Genomic DNA, 18,520 nt, shown 5'->3' with positions numbered 1-18,520 from the left:
AAAATGTGAAAGTTTTTAAAGATGGCTAAATATCCTCAACCAGCGGCTTGATTCGCTTATCTATCGCCTCGCGAGCGCGGAAGATACGCGAGCGCACCGTACCTACCGGGCACTCCATGGCTTCCGCAATCTCTTCGTAACTCAGGCCATCGATTTCACGCAATGTTACTGCGGTACGCAGATCATCGGGCAAATCCTTGAATGCCTGGGCGATGGTATTTTCCAATTCCTCGCACAATACATTGTGCTCAGGAGTATTGAGTTCATGCATACCATCGTTGCCATCAAAAAACTCGGCATCCTCTATCTCTACATCACTGGACGGCGGGCGGCGATTGCGCGCTACGATGTGATTTTTCGCAGTATTAATGGCGATACGGTAAATCCAGGTGTAAAAAGCACTATCGCCACGAAAATTAGGCAAAGCGCGATAAGCCTTAATAAACGCCTCTTGGGCGACATCCTGGGCTTCAGCGTGATCGCGGATAAATCGGCTGATCACGGCCAGCACCTTGTGCTGGTATTTAATCACTAGCAAATCAAACGCGCGTTTATCGCCTTTTTGAACTCGCTCGACCAGTTGCTGATCAACATCAGGCGCTAATTGCGCTGTCATTCTTTAAACCCCCAAGGGAAAACACAGTATCTTATGCAAAGTCTATTGGTTTAGAACCGCTTATAGACAAAACCATACATTAAAAGTTCAGGGCGCATTATACGGGGTTATTAACCACAACGCTGTTTAGTTCGTATATACCCTGTGTTGCGCCGCTTTATAACGCCAAGGCTTGATATACTGGCGACAACTTGTTGCTCACTTTTTTGCCCTACTTTCGTAAACCGGGTCTGATTTGAATGAATAAACACTACCAATATGATGTTCTGGTGATAGGTTCAGGCGCCGCTGGCCTGACATTGGCGTTGAGCCTTGCCAAAGAAGCCCGTGTGGCAGTACTGAGTAAAAATGCAATCAATCAGGGTTCCACTTGGTATGCCCAAGGTGGTATTGCGGCGGTGCTTGATGATCAGGATTCAATTGATGCCCATGTAGCCGACACCTTAATCGCCGGCGCAGGCCTCTGCCACGAAGACGCTGTTCGCTTTACCGTTGAACACAGTAAAGCCGCCATCCAATGGCTGATTGATCAAGGCGTTAACTTCACTAAAGAAAACGCCAATGGCGATTACCACCTCACAAAAGAAGGTGGCCATAGCCATCGCCGTATTATTCACAGTGCTGATGCCACCGGCCAAGCGGTTCACTCCACACTGATAGATCAGGTACAGCAGCAAAAGAATATCGATATTTTTGAACATCATGTCGCCATCAATCTGATATCCCAAGCCGATGCCGACTCGCGCAAACTGCGCTGTAGCGGTGCTTATGTGCTCGACAACACCAGCGATGCTATTCATGTATTCCAGGCCAAGGTGGTTGTACTGGCAACAGGTGGTGCAAGCAAGGTTTACCTCTACAGCAGCAACCCTGATAGCGCTAGCGGAGACGGTATCGCCATGGCATGGCGTGCCGGCTGCCGGGTGGCCAATATGGAGTTCAACCAATTCCATCCCACCTGCCTCTATCATCCGCGCGCTAAAAACTTTTTGATCACCGAAGCCTTGCGTGGCGAAGGCGCCTACTTGCGCCTACCCAGTGGTGAGCGCTTTATGCCGCGTTTTGATGAGCGCGAAGAATTGGCACCGCGCGATATAGTCGCTCGCGCCATAGACCATGAAATCAAACGCCTGGGGTGCGATTTTGTGTACCTGGATATCAGCCACAAATCACCTGAATTTATCAGCGAGCATTTCCCCACCGTTAAAGCACGCTGCCTGGAGTTCGGAATAGATATCACCAAAGAGCCGATCCCCGTGGTGCCAGCGGCGCACTATACCTGCGGCGGCGTGGTGGTCGATAAGAACGGGCAGACAGACTTGCAGCATTTGTATGCGATTGGCGAAACTTCATTTACCGGCTTGCATGGTGCCAACCGTATGGCGAGCAACTCACTGTTGGAATGTATCGTCTACGCCCAATCGGCGGCACAGCACATTCTGGCCAAACTGGATCGGATCAATACGCCGGATGTATCACCCCAGTGGGATGCTTCGCGCGTACGCGACTCCGATGAAGACGTGGTGATTTCGCACAACTGGGATGAGTTGCGCCGGTTTATGTGGGATTACGTCGGTATTGTTCGCACCCATAAACGCCTTGAGCGCGCCACACATCGCATCAAGCTGCTGCAAAAAGAAATTGCTGAGTACTACAGCAATTACAACATCAGCAGTGATTTGATTGAACTGCGCAACCTGGCAACTGTGGCCGAATTAATCATTCGCTCGGCACACGAGCGCAAAGAGAGCCGAGGCCTCCACTACTCGCCCGACTACCCGGAGAAGTCGCCCATCGCACGCGACACTATTTTGGTACCGACCAATTTTGCCGGGCAAGATGTGATTGTCAGTAAAGACTTTTAACCGCTAGCCTTTGGGTTTCAGACACGCCCGCAACCAGGTGCGCAAACGTGCCTGGTCGGCGGGCTCAAGCGCATCAGCCCCAAGCAATAGCAACCTGCTACGACCTTCCATGGTTTTCAACGGCAGAATAATCAGCCACGGCCAGCAGAGCACATCACCTGCCAACACATAGTTCATCAGCTTATTTTTATCCCGCAGTACCCATAACCCATTTTCATAGGCGAGGCTGCCCATCGGAATTGCCCTGCATTGTCTCTGGCAAACACACCACAACCCAATGCACCCCAACAATGTCGCACAGCACCAGATCAAACGTGTGATAGCACTGCTGCGCTCATCGCTCAGGTAAGGACCAAGCGCGATAATAAGTGCAACAGCAAAAAGACAATAAAAACAGCGGTAGAACCTGCGCAAAAAGGCAGAATCCCTGATGGTCAGCACCGCCAGTGGCGGCAGTGCTTTTGAGGCGGGAGATAGATCTTGCGAAGACAGTGACAGCAAGCCACAAGCGTCAGTTGCTTTTTTGTTGAAGCCCGGTGTTTGCACGAATAATATCCACAATCCGTTGTAGTTCTGGGTTATCAGGATTTTCCCGGCGGAGAAACCACGCAAACAAATCCTGATCCTGCTCTTCCAATAATAACCAGTAGCGTTCTTTATCGCTCTGCTCCAACCCGGGATATACGTTTTCCAAAAATGGCATCAGCACCAAATCCAATTCCAACATGCCGCGCCGACTACCCCAAAATAACCGATTGATATCCACGCTAATACCCGTATTGATGATGAGAGGCGCACATTATAAACGAGCAGCTTGCCAAAGGCTCACTTTGGCTAGAGAATCGCGCTGCCTGTCGTTAATTTGCGGAATTTGCCCCATGCCCAACCCGGATTTATCGCCCACTGCCTACCTCGCAACACTTGCCGACAAACAACTCCTTCTGGTCAAAGGCCCCGACGCCAGTAAATTTCTTCAAGGGCAAGTCACCTGTGATGTAAAGGAACTGACTGCAGCTGTCACGCGCATCGGCGCTCAATGCAACCCCAAAGGGAGAATATTGCTGAGCTTTCGCGCCCTGCAAATGGATAGCGAGACCATTGCGCTGCGCATCCCCGCCAGCATGTTGGAATCAGCGCAAAAAACCCTTGGTAAATATATTGTTTTCTCCAAAGCCAAGCTGCATGAAGGTACAGATGCTTTCGCCCTGTTTGGTTTATTCGGCGAATCTGCCGCTGCAGCCGCCAGCACATTTTTCACCCAACTGCCCACAGAGCAAGATGGCTGGGTCGAACATCGTGGCAGCTACCTGATCCAATTGGCGGCAAATCGATTTGAATGCTGGATTGCGCTTGCCGAACAGGATCATTTTTTGGATGCGGTGACAAAACAGACACAATCCATGGATGCGCAGGCATGGCAACTGTTGGATATCGCCAGTGGCATCGCCGATGTTTACCCTGAATCCTACGAACTCTTCACACCGCAAGAGCTAAATTACCAATTGATCAACGGTATCAACTTCCGTAAAGGATGTTATACCGGGCAGGAAATCGTTGCGCGACTGCATTATCGCGGCAAACTGAAACGCCATATGTATCGCTTTGAGTACACAGCTGACAAGATTCCCGCACCAGGCACAGCAGTGGTCAATAGCCTCAGCGGACAACAGGCAGGTGCGGTTGTAATGGCATCGCGCAACCAATCTGGAAAAATCGAACTGCTGGCCTCGCTGCTGGATGAACAACTGGACCATGCCAGTGTGGCAGACGCCACGGAAAAACTAAGCCCGCGCAACCTGCCCTATGCTATACCTACAGCAGATGATGCCCCTATCCAATGAGATGTCAGGACACCCAATGAATCCAATTGCCGAAAAAGTACGCCAGGAAATAGTGACCGCGATTGAAAAGGACCAACTGGTATTACCCACCCTGCCAGAAGTTGCACTCAAAGTAAGGGAAGTAGCCGATGACCCCAATGCTGACATCGACAAATTAACCGGCGTGATTGGCAACGATGCCGCGCTGAGTGCGCGTATTATCCGTGTTGCCAACAGCCCGTTGTTGCGCGCCAGTCGCGCCATTGAAGATTTACGTACCGCCCTCATGCGCCTTGGCATTCAATACACCTGCAATATCGCCACAGGCCTGGCAATGGAACAAATGTTCCAAGCCACTTCTGACTTGGTAGACATGCGCATGCGCGAAGTTTGGAGAAGCTCCAGTGAAGTGGCCGGTATTAGCCACGTACTTTGCAAGCACTACACCAAGCTGCGCCCCGATCAAGCCACACTTGCCGGGCTGGTGCATAAAATTGGCGTGCTTCCTATTCTCACCTATGCCGAAGACCACCCGGCATTATTGAAAGACAGCTTTACCCTGGATGCAGTTATCGATGAACTTCATGCGCCCTTGGGTGACCTGATTTTAAAAACCTGGGGTTTTCCGGAAGAGCTAGCTCACATTCCCACGCAGCATGTGGATTTCACTCGTTCGATTCCAAAAGCAGACTACGCTGACATTGTCACCGTCGCTATGTTGCAAAGTTATTTGGGCAGCAATTCCGCCATGACTAAAATTGATTTCACCCAGGTGAAAGCCTTTGAGCGGCTCGGCCTTGACTCGGACATGCAGGTCAGTGAATCAGAAGATTTAAGCGCTGATATGGAAGCGGCTATGTCAATGCTCGGATGAGCATGCTGAAGTAACCTTAAGATACGCGCTGCTGCGATATTCAAGGCAGCGCATCCCCCATCTATTTTGGTTTTCCCGGTTTTACTGCCACCAGAGGCCCGGTAGATTCACGCACAATAATGCTTGAATTCAACATGCTGGCAGGCAACTGGATATCCTTTCCTTTTAACTGTTTAAGCAATAAGTCCGTTGCCTTTTTCGCCATCTGCCGAATGGGCTGACGAATGGTTGTTAATGATGGCCAGATCTGATGCGCAACTGGCGTATCGTCAAACCCGGCAACCGATAACTGCGCCGGAATTTTTACGCCCATCTGATGGGCCACCATTATGACACCAGCAGCCATATCATCGTTAGCGGCAAAAATCGCCGTAGGTCGATCCGGCAACCCCAACAATTGCTTGGCACACATTTCACCGGATTCAAAAGAGTTTTCCCCTTGTGCAACCAGGTCAGGCAAGAGCGGTAATTCATTTTCAATTAGCGCCGCCTTGTAACCCTCATAACGCAGTGACATAGCGCGATGGTCCGGGTGCCCGCAAATAAAACCGATACGAGTGTGACCTTGGGTAATTAACTGGCAAGTCATATCGTAAGAGGCTTCTTCATCATTGGTCTCCACATAGGGCGAAGCGGATTTATTTTCTGTAGGTGCCACGCGCACAAACGGAATATTCATTTTTTTGAGTAGCGTGATCACGGCCATATTGTCTGACAGTGGCGGCGTTAGCATGACGCCATCTACCCGCTTCTCCAAAATCAAATCCGTGACTTCATCAATCAAATTAGGATCGCGATGAATTGCCGGGTGCACCAGCAATTCATAGCGCTGCGGGCGGCAAATTTCCAACACACCTTCCTGAATATCCAAGACGTAGTGTGCGCTGGGATGGCCATAAATAAGCCCAAGCAAGTAGGAGCGGTTACCCGCAAGGCTACGCGCCGACTGGTTGGGGCGATAACTTAATTCCCGAATCGCCGCTTCTACTTTTTCACGCGTGGCAGGCCGCACATTGGGTTCATTATTCACCACACGCGACACCGTTTTCATGGAAACGCCCGCCAGCGCGGCAACATCATCAATTGTTGCTTTAGTCACTATATTCACCTCAGCATTATCGTTTTAGAGGTCAAAATGACCATAAGATCACCAGAGTGCAACCGATTGTAAACCGGGAACAAACAATGTGACAGCGTTATACGCTTGCATTATAGTACCGCGCGCGCTCAGCTCAGCTTGCCCAAGCTGCGTCAGCACGCCACGGTTTTATTGATCGGCAAACGTTATTTTAAGACCACGACAACGACAAACAATTTTTATAACAATGAGGTAACCCCCATGGCCAGCATACCCCAAGGCTCATCGACTCAACTCAACGCGGCGGACACGGGCAACAATACCGTTCCACTTATTATCGTCACCATTTTGTTTTTTATGTGGGGCTTATTAACCTCATTGAATGATGTACTCATTCCCCATTTAAAAAGTGTTTACACCCTTAGCTATACCCAAGCGATGCTGGTTCAGTTCTGTTTCTTTGGCGCCTACTTCGTAGTGTCATTACCAGCAGGTGCGCTGATCAAACGCCTAGGCTATCAAAATGGCGCCGTAGCTGGCCTTGTGATTGCCGCATCAGGCTGCGCACTTTTTTATCCCGCAGCCACCAGTGGCTACGCATTATTTTTGCTTGCCCTGTTTGTGCTGGCCTCGGGCATCACCATCTTGCAGGTTGCGGCCAACCCCTATGTTACGGTGCTTGGCCCAGCCAGAACCGCATCAAGCCGCTTAACACTTACGCAAGCATTTAACTCCTTGGGCACCACTATTGCCCCAGCTTTGGGTGGTATGTTGATTTTGGGAACCGCTGTACTCACCGCCGATCAGTTAGCGCTGTTACCGGCAGCAGAACAAGCAGCCCATCGCGCTCAGGAAGCCGCTTCCGTACAGGGTCCCTATCTTGCACTGGCAGCAGCATTGCTTTCATTGGCCTTGTTCTTTGCTTTTGCCAAATTACCTAAAATCCAACACGACGAAGAACCCGGTCTATCAGCTGATACCGCCTCCAATAAAGAGTCTGCGCTGTCACATACACATTTAGTGCTGGGCGCTATTGGTATTTTCTTGTACGTAGGTGCAGAAGTATCTATTGGTAGCTTTTTGATTAACTTTTTCGGCGAAGAAAATATTGCCGGATTAAAAGAAGCCGATGCCGCGCATCTGGTGAGCTATTACTGGGGCGGTGCAATGGTCGGCCGTTTTATTGGCTTTGCCGTTATGCGCTACGTAAGCCCTGGCAAAACACTGGCCTTTAACTGTATTTGTTCCGTAATTTTGGTGCTGGTAGCCGTGCTGACCGAAGGTAAGTTAGCCATGTGGGCGATTATTGCTGTAGGCCTGTTTAACTCTATTATGTTCCCGACCATTTTCAGTATGGCACTGCATAACCTTGGCAAATTCACTGGCCAAGGCTCAGGTGTATTGTGCATGGCGATCGTAGGCGGCGCGCTAGTTCCTCTGGCGCAAGGTGCTCTCGCAGACACCATCGGCTTGCAACTGTCATTTTTATTACCTGCTGTTTGCTACCTGTACATTATGTATTTCGGTATTAAATACGCTGGCATTTACAAAGCGGCACCTGCTGCTGAGCCAGCACACTTGTAATGAGTGACCGATAACTCACCATAAAAATGGGCGCCCTGGCGCCCATTTTTATGGTTGTTTATTTACTACCATCGTTCACTGGCATTTTTATCTTTTTGATGCTCATCTACCCACACCTCTCCCTGTTCCGTTATTTCCTTTTTCCAAAAAGGCGCCTGGGTTTTCAAAAAATCCATCAAAAACTCTGCAGCCTGAAATGCATGTTCGCGATGCTGACTAGTAACACCCACAAATACAATTTGATCGCTTAGATGCAGCGCACCTACACGATGCACAATGCGCGCTGAAATTAAATCCCATCGTGCTCTGGCAGACTCCATGATCTGCTCCAGCACTCGCTCCGTCATACCCGGATAATGCTCAAGCGATAAACCGGATACGACACGGGACTGGTTCATCTCGCGCACACGCCCGACAAAAAATACTACCGCACCTGCCCTTTTATCATGCTCAATTAATCGGGCATATTCAGCGCCCACATCAAAATCATCGGCTTGAATCGCAATAGAAAACGACATACTAGCTAGCCTCCGGTAACCGGCGGAAAAAATGCAACTTCATCACCGGACACCAAGGGTAAATCGCTGCGCGCATATTCGTGATTAAGTGCAATTAATAATTTTTTTTGCTCCAGAAATTCGCTCCACTCAGGATATCTCTCCAGCAAATATTGTTTCAATTCGCTAATGGAACTGACTTCTGTAGAATCGACCTCTATACCAGCACACCCCAACTGCTCACGCAGCTGAGCCAGAAAAACGACGCGAATCATGCTTCATTTCCCTCCACTTGCGATTCTACCCCGCGTTGATAATGTCCACGACGCCCGCCCTTTTTCTCCAATAAGCAAATCTGTTCAATCACCATGCCCATATCCACAGCTTTACACATATCGTAAATCGTCAACGCGGCAACACTTGCGGCAGTCAATGCTTCCATCTCAACTCCGGTTTGCCCGGTCAGCTTGCAATAACTGGTAATTTCCACACTGGCATTAACATCATCCAAACTGAAATCCACCGCCACTTTACTCAGAGCCAAGGGGTGACACAGCGGGATTAAATCAGCACATTTTTTTGCTGCCTGAATACCGGCTATGCGAGCGACCGCCAACACATCACCCTTTTTCAAGCTGTTATTTTTGATATGCACCAGGGTCTCCGGCTGCATCAGCACACGCGCAAAGGCCCGCGCTTCGCGCACACTGGCGGGCTTATCGGACACATCTACCATGCTGGCGTGGCCTTGGGAGTCGATATGAGTTAATGACATAAGTAGATTCTTCCTGTTGCCAGACGGGATTACCGTGCAGCCTTGAGTAAATATCGCTATCATAAAACACCTGCCAACATTGTCTGGCAATTTTATTTTGCGCTATTGAATTTCATATCCTGATGACATTACCCACCGTCCTAGACCGCCGCTTCACCCTCGCCCCCATGATGGAGTGGTCAACATCTGATTGCCGCACCTTTTGGCGTATGCTTACTAAAGAAGCTGTTCTCTACAGTGAGATGGTTACCACCGGCGCACTACTGCATGGCGATAAAAAACGCTTTCTCGATCACAACGCCTGCGAACACCCGCTGGCATTACAACTCGGCGGCAGTAACCCCGCAGACCTTGCAGAGTGCGCACGAATCGCCGAAGACTGGGGCTACGACGAGGTTAACCTCAATTGTGGCTGCCCCAGTGATCGCGTACAAAATGGGATGATTGGTGCCTGCTTGATGGCAGAACCAGCACTGGTGGCTGATTGTATTGCGGCGATGCAAAATGCAGTAAAAATTCCAGTCACAGTGAAGCACCGCATCGGTATCGATGACATGGAAGATTATGCCGGATTGGTTAACTTTGTAAGCACCATTGCCGCCACAGGGTGCACTACATTTATTGTTCACGCCCGCAAAGCATGGCTAAAAGGCCTAAGCCCAAAAGAGAATCGCGAAATACCGCCATTGCAATACGATAAGGTCTACCAACTGAAGCAGGATTTCCCTCAGCTCAACATTATTATCAATGGCGGCATTACCACGCTGGAACAGACTAGAACCCTGCTCCAACAGGTTGATGGCGTGATGATTGGCCGCGAAGCCTACAGCAACCCTTACTTGTTGGCCGAAGTAGACCAACAGATCTACGGCAGCACGCGTCCCGTAATCAGCCGCGAAGCCGTTATGGAACAATTCAAGGAATATTGCATCGAACAATTAGCCAAGGGCGCACGCCTCAATCATTTGACTCGACATATTCTGGGGCTTTATCAAGGCCTGCCCGGTGCTCGGCAATTCCGGCGTGTCATCAGCGAACAAGCACATAAACCCGGTGCGGGAATTGAGGTACTGGAACGAGCGCTTGCTGCTGTAAATGAGGTACCATTAACAAACATTACCGATACTGGCATAAGCCTAACATCCCGATAGCCTATGCATTGATCGCTTTATAAAAAATGACTGCTTCACTCAAAAAGTCATTAAGACTATAATAGTTCTGACGGCAATAAGACGAATATCAACCACTTGTTATTTCAGAAATAGGATTACCACTGTGACTAGTAAACTCGAACAACTGAAACAATTTACCGACGTCGTAGCCGATACTGGCGATATCGAAGCCATTCGCCTCTACAAACCACTGGATGCGACCACCAACCCATCACTGGTATACAAAGCCGCGCAAATGCCGCAATACCAGGATCTGTTGACTGCTGCTATCACTGCCAGCAAAGGCATTACCAACAGCGCTGAACAATTGAGTGCTGCCTGTGATCATCTCGCCGTTGGCATTGGTTTGGAAATCCTGAAAATTGTTCCCGGCCGCATTTCAACCGAAGTGGATGCTCGTTTGTCATTCGACACCAAGGCATCAATTGCCAAGGCTCACCAGTTGATCAGTTTGTATGAGAAAGGCGGTGTAGATAAGTCACGTGTATTGATCAAACTTGCCTCCACGTGGGAAGGCATTCGCGCTGCTGAAGTGCTGGAAAAAGAAGGCATCAACTGTAACCTGACCCTGTTGTTTGGTTTCAATCAAGCCGCTGCCTGTGCGGATGCCGGCGTATTCCTGATTTCACCCTTCGTAGGCCGAATCCTTGACTGGTACAAAGCCAATACTGACAAAAAAGAATACACCGCAGAAGAAGATCCAGGTGTGGTATCAGTACGCCAGATCTACAACTACTACAAACAAAATGGCTACAACACTGTTGTGATGGGTGCGAGCTTCCGCAATCTTGGCGAGATCGAAGCCTTGGCTGGCTGTGACCGTTTGACCATCAGCCCGCAATTGTTGCAAGAGTTGGATCAAGACAAAGGTGAATTGAAGCGTGTGCTTTCACCCAACAATTCAGGCGCAGCCATCGCTAAACAAATTGAGACTGAAGCCAGCTTCCGCTTTGGCCTCAATCAGGACGCTATGGCAACTGAAAAGTTGGCCGAAGGCATCCGCGGTTTTGTGAAAGACCAAATCAACCTCGAGAATTTGCTCAAAGCCCGTGCTTAATAAACTCTCGCGGTTTATCGAACGCCATCTGCAAGTAGCAGGTGGCGATTCCCCAGCCCTTACCGATCACCAGAAACAACTGGCTGTTGCTGCGCTGCTGGTCGAAATTGCAATGGCTGATCATCACTTCTCCGATATTGAAGCCAGCAAACTCCATCAATTACTCACTCAAAAATTTTCACTGACAACCAATGAAATTAGTGAGTTGGTTGACCTTGCCAAAACTGAATCTAACCATGCAACCTCACTTCACCAATTTACGCAAATTGTGAATAGCCAGTGCTCCCATGATGATAAGTTTCGCTTGATAAAAGCTATGTGGGAAATGGCGTACGCCGATGGGGATTTGGATAAATACGAAGACTATATGATTAGAAAAGTGGCGGATTTAATTTACGTTCCGCACAGCGAATTTATTCGTGCTAAAAGTTTGGTAAAAGCCGGGTTCATTTAAGCTCAAAGCTCACTGTCAATAGCACACCAGCTCAACAATTTTCCAACATGTTCACCAGATTGCGGAAAGTGTCTGCATTACTTGCGTTTAGTCCCATCAAAATTTTGTGTGCTTCCAATACTTTATCTTTGACAACTTTTTCATCGCAGTTCACGCAGTGCAATGGCTGAGCATCCAGTACAGGGCCATCAAGCTTGTCGACAATAGTGAAAATATCGCTAAAACCCATGGTTTGCAGAATGCGCTGGATGCTTGGGTTGCTGGCAAGAATAACCGGCACCATATCGCAACGCTCCTGCCCTAAAATCGATATCTTTGCCATCAAACCCAAGGTTGTGCTATCGATAGCTTCTGCTTCAGACAGGTCAAACAACACTGACGTGAAGTTTTCACTTTTAAACATCGCGTCGATAAATTGATCAAATGAAATACACAATGTCAGGCGCACATCGCCCAACATCTTAATCACATAAACACCGTTGTGATCAGCAACCAGAATCTGACCGGGTTTCATCAACTCACACCCCTGGAAATCGACAAGACGGCAATATCATCCGGATTATCGCGCATCTCTTTTATCACCAAACTATCGCTGACTGACTCCAATGTGCCAGTACTCGCGGCAACCAGCGCCAACAAATGCGCCTCTTTATCTGCCAATTCATTTTGAGGCAGCATTTCCAGAACACCATCCGAAAAACACACCAACGCAAACTTTTCAGGCAAATCGCGCTCGTATAATTGCCAACTGACATCTTTGAAAATACCGGCAGGCTTGCCGTAACCGGTGAGGTACTCTGCACCAGATTCAGTGACCAGAATCGGCATAGGTAAATGCCCTGCGACCACATAATGCATTTTGTGCGTCACAGTATCTATCACACCCACAAACAAGGTCAGGTGATGACTGAGCCGCGTTTCGTGAAGTTCGCGATTTATTTGTCGAAGCATCTGGTCTGCGCCATCCACAAAGGAATGCTCATCACCAAACAGCCCCTCTTCACGCACCATCCGGCTCACCAGGTGCTTCAGCCAGATAGTGACAAATGCCGACGATGCGCCATGACCGGAAACATCCGCAAGGTAGAAAGCCAGGTAACGTTTTTTGATATGGGCGTAATCAACAAAGTCGCCACTGAGAAATAAGGAAGGAACAATAGTATGGGCAACTTGGTAGCCCTCTTCTGTGGCAAGGCCCGAGGGCATCAAGCGTCGCTGAACCCGGCGGCCAGCGATTTGATCCCGCTCCAAAACCCGCAAATTTTCTTTCAGCTCGCGGTTAGCCTCTTCCAATTGCGCCCTGTAACGCAGGTTTTCTGCTTCCAGATCCTGCCGATCCAGCACCTTATCAATAGAATGAACAAGAACCTCCAGATCTACCAGAGGTTTAATCAGGTAATCCCTGGCTCCCAAACGTAATGCCGTGACCACATCATTCATCACCCCTGCCCCAGAGACCACAATTACAGGTAACTCCGGGAATTGATCATGCAAGGCGTGCAGAAGCTGCAAACCGTCGCCATTGGGCATACGCAGGTCGGTGATAATAAGGTCTGGCTTGGTAGAGTCGGATTGCAGGATTGTCAGGGCAGAATGGGTATCTGTAGCAAACTGCACAGAATAACCACTATCGGAGAGATAGGTCACAAGGCTTTGGCGGACAAGGGCATCGTCATCGATGATAAGCAGCTTGCGGCTTGCGGGTGTCATCTTCTGCTCGGGCATTGGAGTTCAGGTAGACCGCGGCGGCGATCAATAAAGCGCGTAACACTACTCCTTCACTACGCCTGTTGCAAGCCGTAGTTGGCTCTGCAACCACATCTTTTAACGCTCGCCTACTGGCACATCAAACAACCGCAATAAGGCTGAAGGATGCGCCATTTCGGCGCACCTATTTTGGCTTACGGTTTTTCTCACGCTCTGCCTTCCGGCGCATTTCAACCAACTGACGCTGGGTCAATTTGCCTTTGCGCTCCGAATAAGGATTTTCATTATTACGGAACTCTATTTTGATTGGTGTGCCATGCAGGTCGAGGACACGACGAAATGTCTTTTCCAGATACTTGGTGTAGTGACTGGGAACGTCATTCGTTTGGTTACCGTGGATCACAATAATAGGTGGGTTGTGACCGCCGGGGTGAGCATAACGCAGTTTGATACGACGCCCTTGAATCATCGGCGGCTGGTGCTCACGCACAGCATCTTGCAAAATTCTTGTCAGGTAATTGGTACTGAATTTATCCGTAGCAGACTGGTAGGCCAGCTCGATGGATTTATAGAGGTTGCCAACACCCGTGCCATGCAAAGCTGAAATAAAGTGAATAGTCGCAAAATCTACAAAACGTAAGCGGCGCTCGATTTCATTTTTTACATATTGCTTATGCGCATCATCCAGCCCATCCCATTTATTCAAGGCGATTACCAGCGCGCGCCCGGCTTCAATGGTGGTGCCCATCAGATGCAAATCCTGCTCTACCACTCCTTCGCTGGCATCCATCACCAATACCACCACGTTTGCGTCAGCAATCGCCTGCATGGTTTTAACGATAGAAAACTTTTCCACCATCAAATCAATATTCTTACGTCGACGTACACCTGCCGTATCGATAATGGTATAAGGCTTATCAAAGCGGGTGTAATTGATATAAATGCTGTCACGGGTTGTGCCCGGCTGATCATAAACAACCACACGATCCTCACCCAGCAGGCGGTTTACCAGGGTGGATTTACCTACATTGGGGCGACCAACAATAGCGATCTTGATGCCGGTTGCATCATCCGGCTCATAGCCTTCAGGAAACTCCGGAATATCCGCCAACACTTCTTCCATCAGGGATCTAACACCGCGACCATGACTTGCAGTGGTTGGATGTACTTCCCCAAGCCCTAACTCATAAAAGGGCGCCAGAGCGATATCCGGGTCAGTACCGTCAATTTTATTGGCAACCAAATAGGTTTTTTTGTTGTTAACACGCAGATGCTTGGCAATGATTTCATCCGCCGGGTTAAGTCCAGCTCGACTATCCACAATAAAGAGCACAATGTCCGCCTCTTGTATTGCCAGCAGCGACTGCCCCGCCATCATACTGTCGATACCCTCCTCTTCACCGCTGATACCACCGGTATCGATAACGATAAAACGGCGATTCTCCAATACACCCTCGCCGTACTTACGATCACGGGTTAACCCGGGGTAGTCTGCAACCAGTGCATCACGCGATTGGGTCAAGCGATTGAAGAGCGTGGATTTACCCACATTAGGGCGACCAACAAGTGCTATTACGGGGATAATCATAAAAATATCAATTGAGATAAAAAATCAGGAATGAAGGTGGCTATAGCCAAACAATAAACCGAGCCAAGGAATAAATACGGCCAAAAACAAAACCAGCCGCTGTGAAGTTTACCATTAATCACCCAATGGTAAATTCAGCGGCTGGTTGTTGTGGTAAATAAACAGACTGAACGCTATTCGTCTTTTTCAGCACGGAAAGCGATTAACTTGCCACGATTGGTGAAAACGTACAGCGTATCCCCATCGGTTTGCATGGGCGCGCGGGCACCTTTTCTATCAACACGGGTACGTGCGGCAAACTGACCATCACTTTGATTCAGCACATGCATGTAGCCTTTAAAATCTACTACTGCCACATAATCGCCAAATACTTGTGGGCCATTCAGATTGCGACGCAACATCTGATCGTTAACCCACAGTTGCTCGCCAGTGGCAACACTGTAGGCAGCAACCTTGCCGTCAGAGTGGGCCACAAACACCTTGTCAGCAGAAACAGCCAGATTCTCACTGGTCGACCCATCAATACCCCACAATGGGCTACCCGTACCACGCGCTACAGCACTTATTCTGCCTTGGTATGTACCCACATAGATAACACCGTCGCGAAGAATAGGACTCGCATGGATATCAACCATACGCTCCAATTCAGAACGCCCTTTAGGCGATGCAATACGCTGTTCCCACAGAATCAAACCATTATTAGGGTTAAATGCCATCATGCGGCCATTGGAAAAGCCGGTATAAACTGCTGTATCGGTAACAATGGGCGATGGTGTGCCGCGCAGGGTTAATACCGGTGGCTGATTGTCATAAAACCACAATTGATCGCCCGTTTTGGCATCCAACGCATAAAGCTTGCCATTGACTGACTGGGCAGCAACCACACTGCCGTTTGTACGCGGTGCAGAGATAATCTCACCCGGCAATTGTTTACGCCACAGTTCATCGCCATTATCTTTTGATAAAGCCATGACCTCACCGGCGTAAGTTGCAACCAGAAGCAATCCATTCTCAGCCGCAATGCCACCAATAATCTGGTAATTGGGGTCAGTACTCACAAAGAAACTTTTGAACCAGCCCCAAACACTTTGCTCAGGCTTATTAACTTTGTGAGACCACAGTTTTTTGCCCGAGGTAGTATTTACTGCAACCACTAACCCTTCGTAATCAACCGCATAGATCATCTCGCCATCCAATGCGGGCGTGAGACTACTAAAGCCTTTATTCTGGCCCTCGCCAATACCACGCTTCCACACCCGGTCAAGATCGACGGTTTCTTTAAAGTCGACCAATTCCATAGGTTCATTCCCTGTTTTTTTACTAAACCAGGAACAACCGGAAACAGCGAACGCACAAAGCAAAATCAACCAGCTAAAGTGCCTCACAGAGACTTGCGTCATTTACTTCTCCTCAGCAACAGGGGCTGTCGGCACAGAGTCATTTACTTTCAAATCATCAACTTTCATTTGCAATAACATGTAACGTTCTTGTTGTTGCGGATCGATTGAGTTCAGAGCTTTTTCAAATGAGGTTCTAGCCGCGTCCAAGTCACCTTGTAATTTAAGAATATCCCCGCGCGCTTCGGCATAATCAGCAACAAATGCTGCCGCAGGCTCTGGGCTCAGCTGTGCCAAGGCTTCGTCATATGCCTTCTGGGCAGTTAACACACGCGCTAAGCGCAAACGCGCCAACTGCTCGGTTGCAGCATCCGGTTTGGCAGACAAAACCCATTTAAGTTCACTCACTGCATCATCTAACTTGTTATCTTCAACAGCCAGCTTGGCAAGAAAAAAAGCAGCACTATGGGCGTACATACTTTTGCTATTCGCATCCTTTAATTGATCAGCCAAATGAGTCACTGTTGCTTTGTCCGCATCAGAGATTGCCTTTCCTGGCTCAACATTGACCAATTTCAACAGCTGTTCATAAGTTGCTGATGCATTTTCAGCCTTCTGGCGTTTTTGATCCTGCCAAGTGGTGAAACCAAAATAGCCAGCCACCGCCACCAGAACAGCAATAACTACTGTTTTGCCGTAGTCTTTCCACCAGCGCTTTAATACCTCTAATTGTTCTTCTTCTGAAAGATGTACGCTCACAATTGACTCCTGTAGGACTTGCGCAAAGCGCAGGAAATATTAATGATTAAAACCGTTATTTTTTTACTCAAGCGACTGCAAATAAGCAATTGCTTCATCAAATGGCAGGGTTTGCTGCTCAATCTCATCCCGCAGGAACTTAATACTAACCTTGCCAGCATGAGCTTCATCTTCCCCTAAAATCAATGCGATTTCAGCACCACTTTTATCGGCTCGCTTTAATTGGCTTTTAAAATTACCGCCCCCACAATTGACCAATAAACGAACAAAGGGGATCTCGTCGCGGATACGTTCTGCCAATTTCATCGCAGCTGACTGCACATTACCAACGGCAGCCAAGTAGATGTCAGCCTGTTGATCCAAGCCCTCAGGCACAACCTCTGCAGCTTGCAGCAATAACACCAATCGCTCAAGGCCAATACCAAAACCAACAGCAGGTGTAGATTTACCGCCTAATTGCTCAACAAGGCCATCGTAGCGACCACCGGCACAGACTGTGCTTTGTGACCCCAATTTGTCAGTCACCCACTCGAACGCCGTTTTACCATAATAATCGAGTCCACGCACCAAGCGTGGATTGACTTCATAGCGAATACCCGCTGCATCAAGCAGTGTTTTCAATTCCTCAAAATGCTCACGAGAGGCATCATCCAAGTAATCCAAAAGCACCGGCGCTGCATTTAATAGTGTTTGGGTATTTGCATCTTTTGAGTCGAGAATTCGCAGTGGATTTGACTCCAGACGACGCTTACTGTCTTCATCAAGCTGATCTTTCAGCTGGCTCAGATAGTTTACCAGTGCTTGTTTATACGCAGCGCGTGCCTCAGTGCTTCCCAAGGAGTTAATTTGCAAGCGGACATGCTCTGCCACACCCAGCTCACGCAGAATACGTGCACTCAACACCAGCACTTCCGCATCAATATCTGGCCCCTGAATACCGAAGGTTTCAACACCAATCTGGTGGAATTGGCGATAGCGCCCTTTTTGCGGACGCTCGTGACGAAACATGGGGCCCATGTACCACAAACGCTGTGTTTGATTATAAAGCAAACCATTTTCTTCACAGGCGCGAACACAACAGGCAGTACCTTCCGGACGCAAGGTCAAACTGTCACCATTGCGATCATCAAATGTGTACATTTCTTTTTCAACGATATCAGTAACTTCACCGATTGAACGCTTGAATAACTCAGTAGATTCCACAATCGGAAAACGAATTTCCTGATAGGCATAACGCGCGAGGATATCGGTAACCACCGATTCCACGTATTGCCACAGCGGTGAGTCTGCCGGAAGCAGATCATTCATGCCGCGAATTGCTTGTATTTTTTTCAATT

20 protein-coding genes are annotated in these 18,520 nt (G+C 48.8%); 7 read left to right on the top strand and 13 right to left on the bottom strand.

Annotated elements, in window-relative coordinates; translation table 11 throughout:
• Positions 1–25: 25 nt before the first annotated feature.
• On the bottom strand, positions 26–616 hold the full coding sequence (gene rpoE, locus B0D95_RS03505) for an RNA polymerase sigma factor RpoE (protein WP_007641990.1): 591 nt from the start codon (positions 614–616) through the stop codon (positions 26–28).
• A gap of 239 nt (positions 617–855) precedes the next feature.
• On the opposite strand from rpoE, the gene nadB reads away from it, so the two are divergent.
• Positions 856–2,481, top strand: a complete 1,626-nt coding sequence (nadB, locus tag B0D95_RS03500; RefSeq protein ID WP_078042603.1) for an L-aspartate oxidase — start codon at positions 856–858, stop codon at positions 2,479–2,481.
• A 3-nt stretch (positions 2,482–2,484) separates the two neighbouring features.
• Here the strand turns inward: nadB and B0D95_RS21090 are convergent, their stop codons facing one another.
• The gene (locus B0D95_RS21090) at positions 2,485–2,922 is read right to left on the bottom strand and encodes a protein YgfX (protein ID WP_371453626.1); all 438 of its coding nucleotides are present in this window, start codon (positions 2,920–2,922) and stop codon (positions 2,485–2,487) included.
• 70 nt (positions 2,923–2,992) lie between these two features.
• On the bottom strand, positions 2,993–3,247 hold the full coding sequence (locus B0D95_RS03490; protein WP_078042601.1) for a succinate dehydrogenase assembly factor 2: 255 nt from the start codon (positions 3,245–3,247) through the stop codon (positions 2,993–2,995).
• A 112-nt stretch (positions 3,248–3,359) separates the two neighbouring features.
• Here B0D95_RS03490 and B0D95_RS03485 point away from each other — a divergent pair, with 112 nt between their 5' ends.
• Both B0D95_RS03485 and B0D95_RS03480 read left to right on the top strand, forming a co-directional pair.
• A complete protein-coding gene (locus B0D95_RS03485; protein WP_168172392.1) occupies positions 3,360–4,322 on the top strand; it encodes a folate-binding protein YgfZ in 963 nt (320 codons plus the stop codon).
• A 16-nt stretch (positions 4,323–4,338) separates the two neighbouring features.
• Positions 4,339–5,175 (top strand): HDOD domain-containing protein, encoded by an 837-nt coding sequence (locus tag B0D95_RS03480; protein ID WP_078042599.1) that lies wholly within the window; start codon positions 4,339–4,341, stop codon positions 5,173–5,175.
• Positions 5,176–5,236: 61 nt separating this feature from the next.
• Here B0D95_RS03480 and B0D95_RS03475 read toward each other — a convergent pair whose 3' ends face one another.
• Entirely contained in the window at positions 5,237–6,274 is a 1,038-nt protein-coding gene (locus tag B0D95_RS03475) for a LacI family DNA-binding transcriptional regulator (protein ID WP_246841712.1), read from the bottom strand.
• A 240-nt stretch (positions 6,275–6,514) separates the two neighbouring features.
• Between B0D95_RS03475 and fucP the strand changes: the two genes are divergently transcribed.
• Complete coding sequence (gene fucP / locus B0D95_RS03470) at positions 6,515–7,837, top strand: L-fucose:H+ symporter permease (RefSeq protein WP_078045603.1); 1,323 nt, start codon at positions 6,515–6,517, stop codon at positions 7,835–7,837.
• A 65-nt stretch (positions 7,838–7,902) separates the two neighbouring features.
• Here the strand turns inward: fucP and moaE are convergent, their stop codons facing one another.
• From moaE to moaC, 3 genes are read right to left on the bottom strand one after another with little or no spacing between them, the layout of a single operon-like run.
• Positions 7,903–8,355 (bottom strand): molybdopterin synthase catalytic subunit MoaE, encoded by a 453-nt coding sequence (gene moaE / locus B0D95_RS03465; RefSeq protein ID WP_078042597.1) that lies wholly within the window; start codon positions 8,353–8,355, stop codon positions 7,903–7,905.
• A gap of 5 nt (positions 8,356–8,360) precedes the next feature.
• Positions 8,361–8,609, bottom strand: a complete 249-nt coding sequence (gene moaD / locus B0D95_RS03460) for a molybdopterin converting factor subunit 1 (RefSeq protein WP_078042596.1) — start codon at positions 8,607–8,609, stop codon at positions 8,361–8,363.
• Positions 8,606–9,109: a cyclic pyranopterin monophosphate synthase MoaC gene (gene moaC / locus B0D95_RS03455; RefSeq protein ID WP_078042595.1), complete on the bottom strand. Its 504-nt coding sequence runs from the start codon at positions 9,107–9,109 to the stop codon at positions 8,606–8,608. The genes moaD and moaC overlap by 4 nt, the downstream gene beginning before the upstream one ends.
• Positions 9,110–9,231: 122 nt before the next feature.
• Here moaC and dusA point away from each other — a divergent pair, with 122 nt between their 5' ends.
• From dusA to B0D95_RS03440, 3 genes are all read left to right on the top strand, one after another.
• Positions 9,232–10,260 carry a tRNA dihydrouridine(20/20a) synthase DusA gene (dusA, locus tag B0D95_RS03450; RefSeq protein ID WP_078042594.1) on the top strand — a complete coding sequence of 343 codons (1,029 nt, stop codon included), beginning with the start codon at positions 9,232–9,234 and terminating at the stop codon, positions 10,258–10,260.
• A 124-nt stretch (positions 10,261–10,384) separates the two neighbouring features.
• Entirely contained in the window at positions 10,385–11,338 is a 954-nt protein-coding gene (gene tal, locus B0D95_RS03445) for a transaldolase (RefSeq protein ID WP_078042593.1), read from the top strand.
• Positions 11,331–11,792, top strand: a complete 462-nt coding sequence (locus B0D95_RS03440) for a TerB family tellurite resistance protein (protein ID WP_078042592.1) — start codon at positions 11,331–11,333, stop codon at positions 11,790–11,792. The genes tal and B0D95_RS03440 overlap by 8 nt, the downstream gene beginning before the upstream one ends.
• 31 nt (positions 11,793–11,823) lie before the next feature.
• Here the strand turns inward: B0D95_RS03440 and B0D95_RS03435 are convergent, their stop codons facing one another.
• The 6 genes from B0D95_RS03435 to hisS all read right to left on the bottom strand — a co-directional run bounded on the left by B0D95_RS03435 (position 11,824) and on the right by hisS (position 18,518).
• Entirely contained in the window at positions 11,824–12,306 is a 483-nt protein-coding gene (locus tag B0D95_RS03435) for an STAS domain-containing protein (RefSeq protein ID WP_078042591.1), read from the bottom strand.
• Positions 12,306–13,502 (bottom strand): SpoIIE family protein phosphatase, encoded by a 1,197-nt coding sequence (locus B0D95_RS03430; RefSeq protein WP_078042590.1) that lies wholly within the window; start codon positions 13,500–13,502, stop codon positions 12,306–12,308. The genes B0D95_RS03435 and B0D95_RS03430 overlap by 1 nt, the downstream gene beginning before the upstream one ends.
• Positions 13,503–13,683: 181 nt before the next feature.
• Positions 13,684–15,084: a ribosome biogenesis GTPase Der gene (gene der / locus B0D95_RS03425; RefSeq protein WP_078045602.1), complete on the bottom strand. Its 1,401-nt coding sequence runs from the start codon at positions 15,082–15,084 to the stop codon at positions 13,684–13,686.
• Between the two features lie 176 nt (positions 15,085–15,260).
• Positions 15,261–16,487 (bottom strand): outer membrane protein assembly factor BamB, encoded by a 1,227-nt coding sequence (gene bamB, locus B0D95_RS03420; protein ID WP_078042589.1) that lies wholly within the window; start codon positions 16,485–16,487, stop codon positions 15,261–15,263.
• Positions 16,488–17,183: a tetratricopeptide repeat protein gene (locus B0D95_RS03415; RefSeq protein ID WP_078042588.1), complete on the bottom strand. Its 696-nt coding sequence runs from the start codon at positions 17,181–17,183 to the stop codon at positions 16,488–16,490.
• A 63-nt stretch (positions 17,184–17,246) separates the two neighbouring features.
• Positions 17,247–18,518: a histidine--tRNA ligase gene (gene hisS, locus B0D95_RS03410; protein WP_078042587.1), complete on the bottom strand. Its 1,272-nt coding sequence runs from the start codon at positions 18,516–18,518 to the stop codon at positions 17,247–17,249.
• Between the last annotated feature and the right edge of the window lie 2 nt (positions 18,519–18,520).

Origin of the sequence: Cellvibrio sp. PSBB023 (assembly GCF_002007605.1) — a bacterium.
GTDB lineage: Bacteria > Pseudomonadota > Gammaproteobacteria > Pseudomonadales > Cellvibrionaceae > Cellvibrio.
This window is presented reverse-complemented; position numbering and strand designations above follow the sequence as displayed.